This is a genomic window from Ruminiclostridium cellobioparum subsp. termitidis CT1112 (assembly GCF_000350485.1).
GTDB lineage: Bacteria > Bacillota > Clostridia > Acetivibrionales > DSM-1351 > Ruminiclostridium > Ruminiclostridium termitidis.
In genome coordinates this window covers 90,713-108,357 of sequence record NZ_AORV01000028.1, presented here as the reverse complement: position 1 = coordinate 108,357, position 17,645 = coordinate 90,713, and the positions used below count along the sequence as shown (strand labels likewise).

Below are 17,645 nucleotides of genomic sequence, written 5' to 3'. Positions count from 1 at the left end.
CCGAAGGTACTTAATGTTCGTAACATTTATTATATCAAGAATCATTCTATTACCGCACATTCAGAAAAAATGATGTGCGTTTTTTATGCTCATTTCTGACGCAAAACAAGAAAATAATAAATGAAAGAAGGTTTAAGTTTATGAATACTAATTGGATGAAACAATTAGTAGCAATATAGAGTTGAATGATGAGGAAAGAAAGTTAATCAATCAATTATTATCATCCCCATATCGTTACATGTTGAATAAAATCAGGAGTAGATATAGTAAAAATGGTAATAATGAACCTGGGAAAAGGGAAGATAATCTTATTTTCATTGATGATTTAGGTGTTGGTCAATTACAAAATTTATTAGTCAAAATTGATGTATATGTTAAAGAAGAATATGAACTAAGAGTAAGTTTGGAAAGTTATGATGAAAGTTGGCTGATACCTTATTGGGGTTTGAAAGATAACATACGTTCAAAATTGGGTGAATAGAAAACGGCGTAAATAAAGTAATGCTGTTCTTTGAAAACTGAATAGTGCGGTACAGAATTTATAGTTAACTAAAGGTTAACCTAAATATAGTACTGTTTATATTGCGCCGATAGTTGTTCTAGCTTTATAATTAAAAAACCTTAAGGAGACTAATAATGAGAAAGCATATAATTGCATATTTTATGATAATAGTGTTGCTAACAGGTTGCTCTGCACAGAGCATTCCAAAACAGGTTGATACGCCGTCTACCTATACCGAAAACAATACTTTACTTGAATCCATATCTTCCAGTACAAGTCATACAAACACCGAAAATCCAAGCAAACCAATCAAATCAGATCCCAATGCTATATAGTATTATTTGTAATGAATTGTTTTAGATCGGAATTGTTGAATATTGAGAACTTATCGTATTTTGTGCATAGTCATAATGTTTGAGCCTACAAAAAATAGCGATTTAACAAGGGTGATTTTTTTACAAATTGGTAAACAAATGATATTATTTTTACATAACAGTTTGGAGAGTTTACTTTAGATTATTTATATAATATACGGGGGTATCAATTATGAAAAAGAAAGTATCGGAGTTGTCAGTTGAAGAATTCAAGAAAGTGTTCCCAATAATTATAAAAGAATATAACTCAAGTTATAAAGACTGGTACGAAAATGAAAAACAAAATATTTTGAACGCTGTCAAAGCCGAAGATATTGCACGTATTAATCATATTGGGAGTAGTGCGGTGGAAGGTTTGTTAGCGAAGCCCACAATAGACATTTTATTGGAAATTGACGGTTGCTGTAATGTTATAAAGTTAGTTGAAGATCTAAAAGCGATTGGTTATGGTGATGAAATTTTCACTCGAAGCGACGAACCAATGAGATTATTATTGGGTAAAGGCTATTCTTCCGACGGATATGCAGAAAAAGTTTATCACCTCCATGTCAGATACTTGGGAAATTGGGATGAACTATATTTCAGAGATTTTCTTATAGCAAATCCTGATGTGGCAACTGAATATGGAAAATTAAAATTAAATATACTAAAAGATATTGAAAAAGGTATAATAGAACGTCTACCAAATGGAAATCCAAATGGATACTCACAAGCAAAATTAGAATTCGTTAAAAAATATACTAATTCCGCAAAACAAGAATTTCATGATAGATATAAACCAAGATAATAAGCGGAATGCAAAGGTGAATAGTTCGATATCAAAGAAAAAGTGAACTGTCCAAAATCAATAATACACGAAATGGTTGATACGTATTCTTTATTTATAAAGAATGATTCCTTACCGCACCTTCAGTTACTGAATTGCGGTATTTTTATGTCTGTAATTCAGTCGTAAAATAAGAAAAGTATGACGGTGATCCCATGCCGATAGTATAAGTCTATTGTAAATTAATAAATTAAATTGAATCGTTGTAGGTAAGCTTTTAAACGGTACCGGCCTTTCCGACGGGAAAGGACTATGACGAATGAAAATACTAGTTGCTTGTGAAGAAAGCCAAGCAGTGACAAAGGAATTGAGAGCGTTAGGACATGAAGCATATAGTTGTGACATAGAACCATGCAGCGGAGGACACCCGGAATGGCACATAAGACAAGATGTTTTGCCATTAATTAATGGATGGTGTCACTTTTATACATGCGATGGAAAATTCACTATTTTGGGATCTGCATGGGATATGATTATTGCTTTTCCTCCATGCACATATCTTAGTAATGCCGGAGCAAGGCATTTATACAAAGGTGGTAAACTCAATCAAGAACGATACCAAAAAGGGTTAAAAGGCAAAGAGTTTTTTATGATGTTCTACAATGCGAATTGCTCTAAAATAGCAATTGAAAATCCTATTAGCAGCTCAGTGTTTGAAATGCCAAAACATACCCAAGAAATTCAACCTTATCAGTTCGGGCATCCGTTTACTAAAAAAACAAGGTTATGGCTTAGAGGTTTGCCAGCATTAAGGCCAACAAATATTGTAGAACCTATTTCGTCGTATTTACCATCATTAACAAGCAGAAAAATGAAAGATAAATATGGAGTTGCTAAGCGAGGGGAAGATGCAAAAAATAGAGCTAAAACATTTCCGGGCATAGCAAGGGCAATGGCTCAGCAATGGGGATAGATCGCATAATGAATGATAGCAACTCTGAAATATATGTTCTTTGACAGCTGAATTGTGCGGTAAGGATTGAAACTTGACATAGAAATATACCAGATGTAGTATTATTTGTAATAAGTCGGTATTGTTTTTATGTGCGAAGTATTCTATCTACAACAGGGATTGTATAAACGAAGTTATAAAAGGTGGTTTATTTAGATGAAACAGAATTTTGCAAAATATATTTCTATTGTTGGACACCCTTTAATTACTATATCTGCTTTTGTTATAATAGTAATGTTTTCTTTTGAAGAAGTTAATAAAGCCATATTAATTTCATTCTTAATAGTTGGATGTATAATAATACCAAATGTAATAAGGAATTATATTAAAACAAAGAATGGAGAGTATACAAATTTTGATGTATCCATCAGAACTCAAAGACATTCAATGTATTTGTTCGCAATGCTACCTATGTTAATAGTAACTGTTGTTTTGTTCTATACAAGTCAACCAAGAGGCTTATGCTATGGTGTATTATTTGGTTTAGTACTTTTATTAATTTCGTTTATTGTCAATTTTTTTATAAAGTGTTCTGGACACGTATCCTTAACGATTTATCTTTCCTTTTTAGTAATTCCATTGAATATTATTATTGGAATAATTGTTTTGTTGTTTTCCGGACTGATTGGGTGGTCAAGAGTGGAATTGAAAAGGCATACAGTCAAAGAAGTATTTACTGGGGCTGTTATAGGATTCACAGTAGGTTTTTTTATGCTTATAGCAGAAGGAATTATATAATGGGTTTGTTTCGCCTTCTTTATATATCAAGAATCATCCTATTATCGCACATTCAATTAAATGAATTGTGTTTTTTATGCCCATTTTCAGCCGCAAAATAAGAATTTAGAGTCGTTCGGGAATTCATAGTTAAAATAAATATAAACGTAGTTAAAAGTAAACAGGTCTTAGCACCTGTTATTTTTATGCAAATATTCAATAATAAAATGAGAGGAGTAAAAAAAATGAGTAAAATTATTGCAATCGGAAATCAAAAAGGTGGAGTAGGAAAGACAACAACAGCTGTAAACATTGCAGCGGCATTGGTAAGGAGGGGTAAAAAGGTTTTGGGTATCGACCTTGATCCACAGGCAAATATGAGTGAGTATCTTGGATATGATTACAGTACCTTATATAGCATTAGTCATTTAATGATAACTGCTGCTAATAACGATCTTAGTGATGAGGTGATAGCACAGAGCATAGTTCATAATGCTGAAGGTATAGACTATATTCCATCAAATATACAACTTGCCAGCGCTGATTTGTTTCTTTCTAATGTTATGTGTAGAGAGCAGATATTAAAAAGGATTCTGAAAAGAGAAACCTTTGACCAGTATGATGTAATAATTATAGATTGCCTGCCCAGTTTGGGTATTTTGCTTACAAATGCCCTGGCTGCAGCTGACGGCCTTATAATTCCAGTCCAGGCACAGAAATTTGCCCTGGATGGATTGGTTCAATTGGAACAGGTTTACCAAATGGTCAAGCTTAATGTAAATCCTGATCTTAATATTGAGGGTGTTATCCTTACAATGTACGATAACACAAATATGTCAAAGGCTGTTGAAACTGCACTCGAAGCGAAGTATGGCAGTGCGCTCTATGTAACTAGGATTCATAGAAGGATTGAAGCAACAAACAGCACATATGAACAAAAGAGCCTGGTTTCATATAAGAATAGTTTTCTTGGGACTGAGTACATAAGTGTAACAGACGAGTTTATAGAAAGGAGCCTGGTCTAATTGGGGGTAGGAGGAGGTACTAAAATAGACTTTTCAAAGAAGTCTGCGGCTAATGCAAATGAAGCATTTGCAAAAATGTTCAATTTGAGTTCCCAGCAAAGTAATCAAGGCACTTCAGAAGTTGACATAAACCTGCTTGTTCCATTTAAAGATCATCCGTTTCGATTGTACACAGGTGAGAAACTCAAACGTATGGTTGAATCCATAAAAGAAAACGGCGTAATAGAATCCATCATTGTTAGAAAAAAGGAAGACGGCACACATGAGATTCTTGCCGGACATAACAGGGTAAATGCATCAAAACTTGCAGGGCTTTTAAAAATATCGGCAGATATTCGAGAGAATATATCTGATGCTGTAGCAAAGATTATCGTAACGGAGACAAATTTTCTCCGGCGTGATTTTGATGATATGCTGCCCAGTGAGTTAGCAAAGAGCCTGAAAATGCAGCTTGATGCTTTAAAGGAGCTAAAGAGAAATCCAGAGTTTATAAACGCAATTGAAAGTGACTCAAATGCTGATGGGAGTAAGGATGAGGATGAGGGTGCACAAGTTGTGCACCTTGGCAAAAGTAGAGATTCTGTCGCAAAAAAAAATAAAATGAATAGAGAAAATGTTCGTCGATATATCCGTCTTAATTTTCTCAACGAAGGCTTACTCAACATGGTTGATGATGGAGATATTAAACTTGTCCCTGCAGTAAGTCTTTCATATTTGATAGAGGAAGAACAGAATATTCTTCTCAGTATCCTTAAATCAAACGATTACCGGATTGATATTAAGCGGGCTGAAAAACTTAAGGAAAGGAGTGGCAAGCTGACTGAGGATGATATATTTGCCATAGCATCCGGAGAGTTTTTTGAGAAAAAGAAAAAGGCCAAGGTTACTGCTATAACACTAAAGCAAAAGGTTATCTCAAAATACTTCACTGCTTATGCAACCCAGACAGAAATAGCATCTACTATTGATATTGCACTGGAGGAATATTTTGAGAGACGAAGGCAGTTGACAGAGGATACTGAAAAAGAAAATAGCGAGGAGGTAGAAAGTCATGAAGAAAATTGATATGTACAAACCTGGGGGGAAAGGCAAGGAGCCAGTACGGAAAACAATTATGGAGATAACTGAAGAACTGCAGAAAAGACTTGAGAGTCAGGGGATTATGCCTGATTCTTCTTTTTTGTCATCAAACTTTAAAAGCTCTCAAAAAAATCAGTTTCCCTTTGGCAAAATTTCGGGAACAATCTCTTTAGGAAGTGAAGAAGTTAATGCTTTTTTGAGTATTGCAGGTGAGGATGATTCTGATCTAAAAGGAAGAATGTTTATCGTCCAATTTAAAACAGAGAATAAAAACACAGTTGAGGCTATAAAAAAAGCATCAGCAGCACTAAATGTGATGTTGGAAAGCTTTTGGGTTAACACTGATGATAATGAGAAAGTCCAGGAAACTCAAGCCGATATTACTAAACAAAAAGATACGGCAAAGAAAACTGAAAAGAATGCAGCTATAATAAAACAATCCGCTGATCCAAAGGAAGTGGCTATATCAATACATAAGGCATTGCTTAATCCGGATATTGCAGATGAATTCAACAAGCTTCAGCAGCAGGGCAAGGATGAACAGCGACTGCAGTCAGAAGAAACGGTGAAAACAATAACCATTCCGACCGGTGCAAAGGCGCTGAATGATGAAAAGATTGTAGGGTATTTTTCAAAAGAAACAACAGATAAAAATAACGGTCCTGTAAAGGAAAATGATAATACTAGTAATGATGGCAGTATAAAGAACCAGTTGGTCAGTGTTAACTTTACTCCGGAGCAGGCTGAAGTTGTTATTCAATTGTTGGAAGAAAACCAAAAGAAATATGAGCCAAAGAGTTCCATGTTTGGATTATTGGGCGATGTTGTTGGTAAGATGCTGCAGGCATTAAGCAGGAAGCTTGATCAAATAATAGATTCTGAAAAAATTGTAAATGAAAAACTCAATTCCATCTATTCAGCAATAAATAATGAGAATTATGAACTGTTTGTTGATAGATATAAAGCTCTGGAGCAGAAAATAAAGTATTGCCACGATATCATTTGTGAAGCTGCTCAAGGAAAGAATATACAGAGTGCTAACATAATCAATCATATACTGAATAAAGAAAAAGTTCCCGTTTCCATCAGAACGCTTCAGAATGCATTCGTTACTGCTATTGACAATAATATTGATTCGGCCCTGAGTATATACAGATATGCAGATGCAAATTTACATGGCGAAGCTCATTTTGATACAATCAGAGGATTTTTAAGCCATGCACTGAATACACTGCCGGATAATGAAGCCGAGAAATTTATTAATGTTTCGAGCATCAGGGCATTTGATGACACAGTAATATTTAAGGAAATGATCCGGGCTGAAAAGTATGATCTTCTAAATTCCAGTCTTCAGCACTGTAACAATGTCAATGAGCATGCACCTTCCCTATTCTATTTTGCTGCACAAAGAAAAGATGCTGATGCGCTGCATGTTCTTGCAAGAAAAGGTGCCGATGTAAATGAGAATAATGGTGAAGCGTTATATACCTGCTTTGAAACCAATAAGCTTGAAACAGCCAAGATTCTTATAAACTATGGAGCAGATGTACAGTCATTGGTAAGCCGTGTTGAACAGATCCGGAAGGCAGCCCCAAACTATTCGCTTTCAGAAAACAATATAAGTTTCTTGAATGAACTGTATAAATATTGTGGGCTGGGTGAATATAGGCTATTTCAACAGCTTAATCAAACGGTTGAACAACAGAATGAGGTACACGGTGAAGATGGAGATCTCGGTGTACATGATGGAAGTTGGTGATAGATATGAAAAGATTTACTGATGAACAGATATTACAAGCCAACAGAGTCAGTTTACTGGATCTATCAAGGAAACTCGGGTATCAACCTGTAAAAAAATATTCCAATTATCATATTCCGGATCATGGTGGGCTGTATATAAGCGATGAACGAAACGCATTTTATTGTGGTGCCCAGGAATCAGGTGGTGGTCCCATTCAGTTTCTAATGAAATTTGAAAATATGAGCTGGCTGGAGTCAATGAAGTATCTGGTAGATGATGATCAGGTGGTTTTACATACGAGAAAAGAAAACTGGGATTCACCTAAAGAAGAAAAACATATAGAATTCAAACTTCCTGAAAAATCTCAAACTTCATACAAAAGATTATTTGCATATCTATTGAAAGCCCGCGGCCTGGACAAAGACATTGTAATGGATCTCGTTAACCAGAAAAAAATATATGAAAGCCATCCGCATCACAATGTAGTTTTTGTAGGGTATGATGAAAATGGAGTGCCGCATCAGGCATTTCAAAGGGGAACTGTAACCGGACTTTCTTTTAAGGGTGAAGTTACAGGTAGTAATAAAGATTACTGTTTTAAAATGAATGGCAACGGAGATAGTGCTACTGTATATGAAGCAGCCATTGATGCTATCAGCCATGCTTCAATACTGAAGCACTTCGGTATGAGCTGGAAGAAGGAACACAGAATAGCTTTAGGCGGATTGTCGGATAGGCCATTAAATAATTTTCTAAAATTACACCCTGAGATAAAAAATATAACTTTTGCTCTTGATAATGATTACGATGCTAAATTCTCAAATGGAAGCCCTGCTCCAAACTGGGGACAGCGAGCGGCTGAGAAATTTGCAGAAAAGTATTCAAAGCTGGGATATACAACTTCAATTGAAAAACCAATGGCTAAAGATTGGAATGACGAGCTGATGAATATACATTTATCAGAAGCAGAAGTGCAAAAAATGAATAGCAAATCTCAAAATGATCCTGAGACTTTTGGCAACCATGATGAACTTGAGGATGCAATGTAGGAGAAAAAACCATATGAAATTCGGAAAAATTTCTTTTTCAGTATCATTTCTGCGGAGTTTGACCCTGAAAAATCAGGGGGTGTGGGGGAGAAATCCCCCAATTCCGTACAAAAAACGCCCCTTTTTTGGGGCGGATATGTACGGCAGGAATAGTCGGGTGACACACCCGACGGAATACAGCCTGCCAGCAAAGCTGGCAGCGGGTGACATGGAAAAATTCGGGTGACATACGGGTGACAAAACCTCGAAAGTCAGTTATAATGAGGGTTAAGAACGTTTTACTTGTTGTGAAGCGCTTAGACAGGAAATGTGGTAAAATATAGCCATATTGTGTAGTATTTGAGGAGGATATTAAAATGCGAAATTTACCGGAAATGTTATCCGGAATTGATGTTTTATTAAACGAATTAAACAGTTATAGACCTCTTACAAAGAGTGAAGTTAATCGCCTACGGGAAGAGTTCCTGATAAATTTCACATATAATTCAAATGCTATTGAGGGTAATACACTTACATTGCAGGAGACAGCATTAATATTAAATGAAGGGATCACTATTGGAGAGAAACCTCTCAAAGATCATCTTGAAGTAATTGGGCATAAGGAAGCATATTTATTTATAGAGGAACTTGTTAAAGACAAAACAGAGCTATCTGAAAGAGTAATCAAAGACATTCATACTTTAGTTTTAATGGAGCAAAGGGAAAATAGAGGAGTTTACAGGCGTTTGCCTGTAATGATAATGGGTGCGGTTCACACACCTCCGCAGCCTTATATGGTTCCTGTTAAGATGGAACAACTTCTAAATGAATATACAAAAAATGCTGAAGAACATATTGTAAAAAAGGTTGCAAAGTTTCACCTGGATTTTGAAGCTATTCATCCATTCATAGACGGAAACGGAAGAACCGGAAGGCTTATTTTAAACCTTGAATTGATGAAGCATGGCTTCCCGCCAATCAACATCAAATTCAGCGATAGAAAACGATATTATAACTGTTTCACGAGTTATCACACCAATAATAACCCGGGAGAAATGATATTACTTATTGCTGAAAATGTTGAAAGTGAAATCAATAGGTATATTGAAATCATAAAAATGGCAAATGATATAACAGAAGGGAAGTACCCAGAAGAAATACAGGAAGATGATGAAAACCAGGAAATATAAAAAGAAAAACGGAGGAGAAAATGAAAGATAAGTATTCTTTATCAAGAGCAGAAAATGTTTTTGTTGCCAAGAAATTATTTTATGAAGCAATACATTGCGGAGCCAAGCTTGGTGACACAAATATTACTCTGCCTGAAACTATGACAATCCTCAATGGTGTTAACATTCCCAATGTTACTATAGATGATATACAAACAGTACTTAACATGCGTGATGCATGGAGATATTTACTAAAAAGCATTGATGACACATTTGATTTAAAATATGTGTGCTTCCTTAATTCATATGTTTCAAGGAATGAAAGTATTGAATGGGGTGTGCTCCGCAAAGGGAATGTCGGCATAGGCGGAACAAACTATAAACCTAAAATTCCTGTTGAGAGTGAAATAACCCTAGGGATTGATAGTATCATACAACAGAATATTTCGGTAACAGAAAAGGCAATAAAGTTGTTTTTGTTTATTGCAAGAAGTCAGATGTTCTGGGATGGTAATAAACGAACAAGCCTGCTTAGTGCTAACAAATTATTGATATCTCAAGGAAAGGGTGTCCTGGTTATCCCAGAAAATGTACTAAACGATTTCCATGTACGACTTACCTCTTTCTATGAAAGCAATGATTATTCAAAAATTGACTCATTCTTATATGAGAAGTGCATACATGGAATTGATTATGAACAAGTAGAAGAACTTAATGAAGATTATGAAATAGAACAATAATAAATTTATGAAATATAGGAGAGCTGCAATAGCTGTAGCTCTTATTTTTTTACCCCAAATATACGCTTTCGGGAGGAGAAACTAATGAAATTAAAAGATGACGAAAATAAACGGTCAATAAGGTTTGAAGCTAGTACAATGGCAGAACTCAAAAAACTGTCTGCACTCAGAAATGTTTATGTATCTGATCTGGTTCGAGAATTTGTAAAAAAGGGCTTAGCGGTTAATAGCTATCAGGAAGATACTGACCTTATACGCGAAATAGTCAGAGAAGAACTAAAAGATGTCTTGGAGCCACAGATCAACAGAGTGGTAAAAATGCTAATGAAAATAGGTAAGGCTGCTGCAGGTACAATGTACTCAAATTTAAATATTATTCAGAATATCATTGATCAGGATCAGCAGGAATTTTATGAGATGGTCAACAGAAGTCTCAGACTTGGAGTTGATTATATGAAGAAAAAGGATACTGAAATTGATGGTTATTTAGGTCAGTTTGATGAAGTAGTATTAGACAGTGATAAACTAAACAAAGGAATGGGAAGTGAAATTAAATGAATTCAATTGATAAGACAATTGGTTATTACTCAAAAAAGTACAAGCTATTAAGTAACATAATAAAGGAGAACTCTAACTGGTTTAATAAATGTACTGAGGAACAAAATCTGAAAGCAAAAGAAGCAATAATAAAATTTTACTTTGAATACAAAAAATGTAAGCCTGATAAAAAATATTGTGCTAGAATGGAAATGGGACATTTTTCATATTTGATTTATTTGCTTCCGTTAAGGCAAGCTTTAATAGAAGGATTATATCAAAGAGCATGCAATGAGATATACTCTCTTTTGTATTATGACTATTTTTTACAAAAGAGAATAATCGATAACCTGCTCTTTCTCTTGGTAGAATACTTAGAACTGGAAAGTGAGTAATTTATGGAACTATTTAAGAAGACAAAGCAAATCATCACTTCAATTGAAGCCAGGAGAAGTTTTGATAATTCATTGGTTTATATTAGAAGACTTATACGCAGTCAAGATGATAGTGACAAAAAACTACTTCTTCTTGATTATGTACAGGAAGTAATAAAACGGGATCTTCATGCAGAATTTCAAGCAGCAATATTTTATGAAGGATATAAAGTTAGAAAAATCAATGCTCCTTTCCCAATGTTTTTTCGTAATGAAAATGGAGAATCCATTTGTATTGTAACACCAAAGGAATATAAAGAAGTGGATTTGTCAAATGACTGCATATTTGCATTACCATGGAGAGATATAAGCGTAATAAGTACAGTAAATATGCTTTCAGAAATAGATTTTGAATATATCGAAGGAAACCATGGGGCTTTATACTATTATCCTATAAATATTTGTTATGTACATAATGGCAATCATTCAATATCGGCAGGTATGCATTTTAAAAAGGGTAAAATCAAAGCTGATTTTTGTGATGTAACTCCATTGTTCTCTAATATATCTACAGATGGAGCATCCTGGTATAATATTCACACAAATACTGTTATTGAAGAGCTATTTGATTTTAGGATTGGATTGTTATTTGAAGTTGCTAAGATGAAATATAATATCGAAATTTAACAAAACCACACTCAAAATAGATAAATATGTAAATTGCGGTTGAGAAGTATAATGGTTGGGAGTATAATTGGAATAAGTTTGGTTAATGGCATATAGGCAGATGACAATTATTTGCTTATGTTATATAAGTGGAGGAGGATTATGGAGTTTTCACCTTTTGGTGGGTTCGGTGGCATTATGTTCAGTATCGTACCAGTAATCGTAATTATAGGATTTATATTTGTATTTGGTACAATTATTGTTCGTTCGATACAGGGCACAAAACAGTGGAAAAGAAATAATGAATCTCCTGTTCTTACGGTTGACGCAACTGTGGTAACAAAACGGGCAGATGTGCATCACTATCATCACAATACTGCATCAGGGGATATGCACCATATGTCATCATCGACTACATATTATGCTACATTTGAAGTAAGTAGTGGAGACCGGCTGGAATTCGAGGTTCGTGATACTGAGTACGGAATGCTTGTGGAAAAAGATATTGGAAGGCTGACATTTCAAGGTACTCGTTATTTGGGATTTGAGCGTAACAGAATTTAATCGGTATAAAATATAAAAAGCGGTCAGAAGTGTTGCTTGTATTATGGCTAATATGGAAAGTTTTTTGACGTTACTTTATCAAAAGGAGTTATATATGTCAAATATCTTGTTTGATTTTTTAACAGAAAGTTTTTTATTTAATGATTCATATATTGAAACATATTACTCAACTATAACAGAGAAAGAACTTCAATTAGAACTAAGAAAGTATAGAGAATATACTAGAAAAAATTTACCATTAATTGTTTCTGAAATCCAGCAGGGAAAAAATCTTATTAATATTTCAATAGAGTCTTTTGGATATTTGCCAGATGAAAACATGTTAAAACAACTTGCATTGTATTTGGATAGAGTAATTATACCAGATCCAGTTTTTGAATATACTAATGAAAAAGTACAATTACACGTTCCAATAAGCCGAGTTATGGGAATAAATACATCTTTAGACATTAATAGAAAGAACTTGGCTAATGATATAAAATATATGAAAGGTACGGCTTCATTGGTAGCAAATCAATTTGTGAAGTATTTCCCTGTCTCCTTAATCCATGAGCCACCTAAAAATTTACCAATATTCTATTCTGAAAATAATTATTCAGATGATTTACCACCAGAGGTTTTTAAATATTTTTATGAAAAAGCAAAAGTAAATAATGTAGAACGTGTAGACGGGCACATGTGTTATAGAGAAGACAAACCACTAGAATCAGGAACAACGATACATGTTAGTTTTGATGGTGCCCCTGGACATAATGGTATGATATATCAGTATATGGCTTCAAAAGTTGAAAACTTTGACGAAAAGAAAGGGAGCATCTCTTTACTCCAACATATTCCTGATACAATTAACGAAATGGAATTTCGGGCTTGGGTATCACAATCTATAAATCGAGCTGCAATAAGAACTTATTCTGAAGTTTTTAATGAACTAGTTCTTTCGAAACAAATTGAATGTATGTATTTAGCAAAATCACAGTTCACTGCTGACTTATTGAATTTTACTATTGTAAAAAAAGATATTAATACGGATTTAATAAATTTGACAATGAAGCTAGACTTGCCAGTCTTTTACAAAATGTCCTTGGATGATATTATTAGTATTCGATATAATGATGGAGAGGCATTTCATAATTTTAGAACAGAGTTAAATTCAAAACTACTTAACCTAAGGACAATAACAGACGCTAATGAATTAAAGACAGAACTGGAAAATATTTCATTTGAACTTAACGAAGTCCAAGTATTGGAAGTGAACAAAGAATATCGTAAAATTCTTCGTACCCTTGGGGTAGATATTGTTATGCTTACGGGAAGCTTAATTACTAGTTTTTGTACCGGTGGCTTAACATTGATTGGTGCTGCAGGAGTTACAGCGAAAGGAGCTAGCGATTATGCAAAATATTTATCAAAAGTAAAAGAAAACAATGGGTATTTTCTCTGGAAATTAAATAAGTCAATTCGATAAGTGTGTATTGCGTAGTTCAAAGATTTCTAATTATACTTATACTCATTTGGCCAATAACACGATATCACCTGGATTTTTTCAAAGTCAATGTATTTAAATTCTATATGTTACGAATAAAGTATGGGGAGTATTTACAATGTAGTATTTACTTTAAATATGTGTTTGCCTTGAGCCTAGCTCCTTTATTTGGTAAAATTTGATGGTGAAAAATGTAGAATAAACCAAATTATTAAATGGGCAAGTTGGATTTAAGCAGATTTGTGCTTTAGATACATACAAATTTTATGCAAAGGATGTGATGAGGTTAATATGGCAAAACTAACTTTTATAGAAAGAGATTGCTTTGAAAAGCTGTTAGGAATGGGTTCTGGCTATGTTTTGGATTTCTCAAACCGCACATTTCAGGAATTTATCTATGAGATAATGTCTATTGACATATATGTGAAATATCCTGGTCTTTCAAAGGCTAAGATACTAAGAGCAATAATAGCTGAATATGATAATGTTTCTGTAGGTAAGTTGCTTTTAGAACTTATGAGATATATGCAAGGAAAAGGCATGATTGTTGACGGGGACAGAGAGACATTTAAGCAATGTGCAGATATAGGAAATAGACTTATTGGCAAATCCTTAGCCTTCAAGCAGATGTCAGCAACACCAACCAACACAACAAAACCTATAACATCCCTTATTGACTATGACAAATATATAAAAGAATTGCAATCCTTGTCAGACTATGATGACTGTCCACAGTCACGTGGATTTGCCTTTGAAAAATATCTCAAAGAGTTTTTTGAAATCAACGGACTTCAGCCACGGGGTAGTTTTAAGCTTGTTGGTGAGCAGATAGATGGCAGTTTCATCTTACATAACGAGGTTTATTTACTTGAAGCTAAATGGACAAGCAAACCTATAGACAAGGCAAACCTTGTGGTTTTCAATGAGAAGGTATCATCGAAATCAGGTTTTACAAGGGGGTTGTACATAAGCTATTCCGGATATTCTGAGGAGGCGTTAAAGACATTTGCAGTAGGTAGGACAGTAAATATTGTTCTTATGACAGTACAAGAACTAGCAATTTTGCTTTCTCAAAATAAGGACTTCACAGGGTTCCTATGGGGTAAGGTTCGAGCTTTGGCAGAGGAAGGCGATTTTAATAAGTCTATTTTTGAAATGAAATAATTAGGTGGAGACCTTTATGGACTATGCTTTTATTAAAAAAATGAAATATTTAATCAACAGTAGTCATGAAGGTGACTATTGGGATTTTAAGCAGGCTTGGCATACTGAGAATGAACGTCTTTTACATGACATCCTTTGCTTTGCAAACACAGTGCATAATGAAAATAGAAGATGCAGATAAAACCTACTTTCATATTGATGTTGGAGATGAGCATGTGAAGAAAATAGAAAGACACAGACTTTCAATCGGGTTAGCCTTAAATAAGCTATTGAAGGAATATCGAGAGATTACTTAGTAAACTGACTCCAATGAGCTAAAGGCTGCCGAGAGGGTATAGATTTCCCACGAAAAGTAAAATATGAGCCGTATGATTTTTGAGATTGTAAATATAAGCTATATATTTAAAGTACAAGTTAAAAATCTAATTGAAAAAGGCATTAAGCATTGATATGCCAAAGTATTATAGTGCAATTTGTGTTTGAATAGTTTAAGTAAATGAGGAATAAAATGATTAAAAATATTATTAAGGCTTTTCTATTTAAAGAAAATATTGATGACAAGAAAGTAATTGATAATATTGATATTAAAGAGAACATAATTGATAAGCCATTAGATAATGTTGCAAAGTTTAATAACATAATTGATTTTGCATGCGAAGTTATATATAAAACTGAAATTTGGAAAAGGGAATATCCTACTCTATGTACATATTCAAAGGACCATCCAATCACTGATGTTATAAGGCTTTTAGGAAGGAAATTTCAATCAGAATATTTTACAAACGCGTTGGAACAACGAACAGATTCAGAATTACCGGATATTGATCTTGATACAATTTTTTTTGACTATACCGTAGAGTTAACTAATGATGGTAAAAAGTTCTTAGATATTATAGAAAAAAAGGATATAGATAAAATTGTATACCTTAATAAGGACATAATATTACCATGGCCTTGGCATAGAGGAAGACTTGCAAATAATATAGCAAGTATTGGTGAAGGGCGAGTAAATGGTAAATGGAAACAGGACAATAATCATAGAGTTTATTTATATCTACCGATTGGAGTATCTTTTGTTGGCGGGGGTAATCATTCTTTAACAACTGGGATAATTCAAGGTGATGGAATTGTCAAGCCTAATGGTATTTACGACATAACTACGGTTTACAAGTATGTTAAGTGTGATGGCATGAATTATATAAGAATCGAAGATGAACAAATAATATCACCAGTCTATAATATTGAATTTGCAGCTATTTTTGAAATTGGTAGAATGATGATAGAAAAAGGCATTAGTTTTTAAATTTTGATATTACAAAATTACGTTTAAAAATGTGTAGAAATATATACTCTGAATATTACAGTGAAGGGATAGCAAATTTCACATTATCCATATAATTAAAACCTGTAACTCAAATGATTTACAGGTTTTTTTATACCCCAAATTCAATTAAGGACGGTGATCCATATATCAGCGGTAATGTACAAACAGCGGTTTAAGCCGGTTAACTTAAAGAGTACTCCAAATAAAAATGCTGGGCATATCAGATACATAGGTACTCGTCCTGGAGTTATGAAAAATGAAGGTGAAAGGCATGGCCTTTTCGGCAATATATATGATAAGAATTCACTTGAAATAAATCATAAAATCAAGGACGTAATTGAGCTTGTCAGGCAGAAATCAAATGAGAAGAAAAATATCTTCAGATCAGTTATTTCATTTTTGCCGGACAATGCAGCGATTAAACTTGGAGATCCAATAACAAAGGAAGCCTGGCAGGAACTTGTTAAGCAAAACATTGAGATTATTGCTAAAGATAACAATATCAGTTTATCCAATATGAGGTGGGTAGCAGCAGCTCACGATACTCCTAATCATCCTCATGTACATATAGCTTTTTGGGATGAAAGCCAGGAAATTCAGAAGAATTTTGTTCATCCGAAAATACCGGCCGGAATTCGTACAAAGCTTATTAAAAACATTTTTGAAGACGAATTAAGAGAATACTATGAAAATAAAAAGCAGGCAGAGATCCGGATGAAGGATGTTACTTCTGAAATGACTAACGAGTTTGAAGCATATTTGTCCGGATTAACAAGTGATGAGTATTCCAAATTAATAAAAGAAGGTTACGAAATAAACGAGAATCCTGATGAACATATGTGTGAATATCTTGCAGAAAAGCTATTTGAAATCCGTAAGGAAATTCCAAAGGGATCGTTAAAGTTTGAATACCTAAGACCTGATATCAAGGAGAAGTTAATACATTTAGTACGTGAGCTGGTTGATATGAATGATGGTTTACAGGAAGTAATACAGGAACTTGTACAATCAAGGATTGATATAGCCAAAATGTATAACTCTGATGAAATACATTTGGATTCACTATATGATCAATATGAAAAGGAGGCGGAGAAAACCATTGCAAACAAGCTGCTACAGCTTGTCAAAAAGTTTAATGAAAAGGATTGGGAAATAAAAAGTGAAGAATTTAATAGGCAGATAAGAATGCAGCAAACAGAAAGATTAATAACAGATATTTTTGCATCCCTGGCAAGACTCACAAAACAAAGCAGGAAAGACTATATTTCAAGAAAAAAAGTTATAGGAGGTGAGCTTTCAAAACAGGCCAGGAAGGAAAAGGCCAAAGAGCTGGAGTCAACGGGATGGGATATTGAAAAATAAATATTTTGAGGAGGCGC

Annotated in this window: 20 protein-coding genes; all 20 read left to right on the top strand. The window is 34.1% G+C overall.

Going from position 1 to position 17,645, the window contains the following annotated elements:
• The first annotated feature begins 151 nt into the window (after positions 1–151).
• The 20 genes from CTER_RS09970 to mobP3 all read left to right on the top strand — a co-directional run bounded on the left by CTER_RS09970 (position 152) and on the right by mobP3 (position 17,628).
• Positions 152–481, top strand: a complete 330-nt coding sequence (locus CTER_RS09970) for a hypothetical protein (protein WP_004625319.1) — start codon at positions 152–154, stop codon at positions 479–481.
• Between the two features lie 155 nt (positions 482–636).
• Positions 637–837, top strand: a complete 201-nt coding sequence (locus CTER_RS09965) for a hypothetical protein (protein WP_004625262.1) — start codon at positions 637–639, stop codon at positions 835–837.
• Positions 838–1,048: 211 nt separating this feature from the next.
• A complete protein-coding gene (locus tag CTER_RS09960) occupies positions 1,049–1,663 on the top strand; it encodes a GrpB family protein (RefSeq protein ID WP_004625314.1) in 615 nt (204 codons plus the stop codon).
• Positions 1,664–1,961: 298 nt separating this feature from the next.
• Entirely contained in the window at positions 1,962–2,615 is a 654-nt protein-coding gene (locus CTER_RS09955) for a hypothetical protein (RefSeq protein ID WP_004625293.1), read from the top strand.
• Between the two features lie 195 nt (positions 2,616–2,810).
• A complete protein-coding gene (locus tag CTER_RS09950) occupies positions 2,811–3,392 on the top strand; it encodes a phosphatase PAP2 family protein (protein WP_004625385.1) in 582 nt (193 codons plus the stop codon).
• Positions 3,393–3,616: 224 nt separating this feature from the next.
• Positions 3,617–4,396 carry a ParA family protein gene (locus CTER_RS09945; protein WP_004625301.1) on the top strand — a complete coding sequence of 260 codons (780 nt, stop codon included), beginning with the start codon at positions 3,617–3,619 and terminating at the stop codon, positions 4,394–4,396.
• 75 nt (positions 4,397–4,471) lie between these two features.
• Entirely contained in the window at positions 4,472–5,461 is a 990-nt protein-coding gene (locus CTER_RS09940) for a ParB N-terminal domain-containing protein (RefSeq protein ID WP_083908964.1), read from the top strand.
• Positions 5,448–7,235 carry an ankyrin repeat domain-containing protein gene (locus tag CTER_RS09935; RefSeq protein WP_004625252.1) on the top strand — a complete coding sequence of 596 codons (1,788 nt, stop codon included), beginning with the start codon at positions 5,448–5,450 and terminating at the stop codon, positions 7,233–7,235. Before CTER_RS09940 ends, CTER_RS09935 begins: the two co-directional genes overlap by 14 nt.
• A 5-nt stretch (positions 7,236–7,240) precedes the next feature.
• Positions 7,241–8,266, top strand: coding sequence for a DUF3991 domain-containing protein (locus tag CTER_RS09930; RefSeq protein ID WP_004625275.1), 1,026 nt, complete (start codon positions 7,241–7,243; stop codon positions 8,264–8,266).
• 13 nt (positions 8,267–8,279) lie between these two features.
• Complete coding sequence (locus tag CTER_RS09925) at positions 8,280–8,492, top strand: hypothetical protein (protein WP_004625362.1); 213 nt, start codon at positions 8,280–8,282, stop codon at positions 8,490–8,492.
• 130 nt (positions 8,493–8,622) lie between these two features.
• On the top strand, positions 8,623–9,435 hold the full coding sequence (locus CTER_RS09920; RefSeq protein WP_004625330.1) for a Fic family protein: 813 nt from the start codon (positions 8,623–8,625) through the stop codon (positions 9,433–9,435).
• A 20-nt stretch (positions 9,436–9,455) separates the two neighbouring features.
• Entirely contained in the window at positions 9,456–10,154 is a 699-nt protein-coding gene (locus tag CTER_RS09915; RefSeq protein ID WP_004625357.1) for a Fic family protein, read from the top strand.
• An 84-nt stretch (positions 10,155–10,238) separates the two neighbouring features.
• A complete protein-coding gene (locus tag CTER_RS09910; protein ID WP_004625278.1) occupies positions 10,239–10,712 on the top strand; it encodes a hypothetical protein in 474 nt (157 codons plus the stop codon).
• Complete coding sequence (locus CTER_RS09905) at positions 10,709–11,086, top strand: hypothetical protein (RefSeq protein ID WP_004625342.1); 378 nt, start codon at positions 10,709–10,711, stop codon at positions 11,084–11,086. The genes CTER_RS09910 and CTER_RS09905 overlap by 4 nt, the downstream gene beginning before the upstream one ends.
• A gap of 3 nt (positions 11,087–11,089) precedes the next feature.
• Positions 11,090–11,752 carry a DUF6710 family protein gene (locus CTER_RS09900; RefSeq protein ID WP_004625238.1) on the top strand — a complete coding sequence of 221 codons (663 nt, stop codon included), beginning with the start codon at positions 11,090–11,092 and terminating at the stop codon, positions 11,750–11,752.
• 141 nt (positions 11,753–11,893) lie between these two features.
• A complete protein-coding gene (locus CTER_RS09895) occupies positions 11,894–12,295 on the top strand; it encodes a DUF2500 domain-containing protein (RefSeq protein WP_004625308.1) in 402 nt (133 codons plus the stop codon).
• A gap of 94 nt (positions 12,296–12,389) precedes the next feature.
• On the top strand, positions 12,390–13,760 hold the full coding sequence (locus tag CTER_RS09890) for a hypothetical protein (protein ID WP_004625374.1): 1,371 nt from the start codon (positions 12,390–12,392) through the stop codon (positions 13,758–13,760).
• 309 nt (positions 13,761–14,069) lie between these two features.
• A complete protein-coding gene (locus tag CTER_RS09885; RefSeq protein ID WP_004625270.1) occupies positions 14,070–14,942 on the top strand; it encodes a restriction endonuclease in 873 nt (290 codons plus the stop codon).
• Between the two features lie 508 nt (positions 14,943–15,450).
• Entirely contained in the window at positions 15,451–16,245 is a 795-nt protein-coding gene (locus CTER_RS09880) for a DUF6710 family protein (RefSeq protein WP_004625345.1), read from the top strand.
• A gap of 177 nt (positions 16,246–16,422) precedes the next feature.
• Complete coding sequence (mobP3, locus tag CTER_RS09875; protein ID WP_278245913.1) at positions 16,423–17,628, top strand: MobP3 family relaxase; 1,206 nt, start codon at positions 16,423–16,425, stop codon at positions 17,626–17,628.
• Positions 17,629–17,645 lie beyond the last annotated feature (17 nt).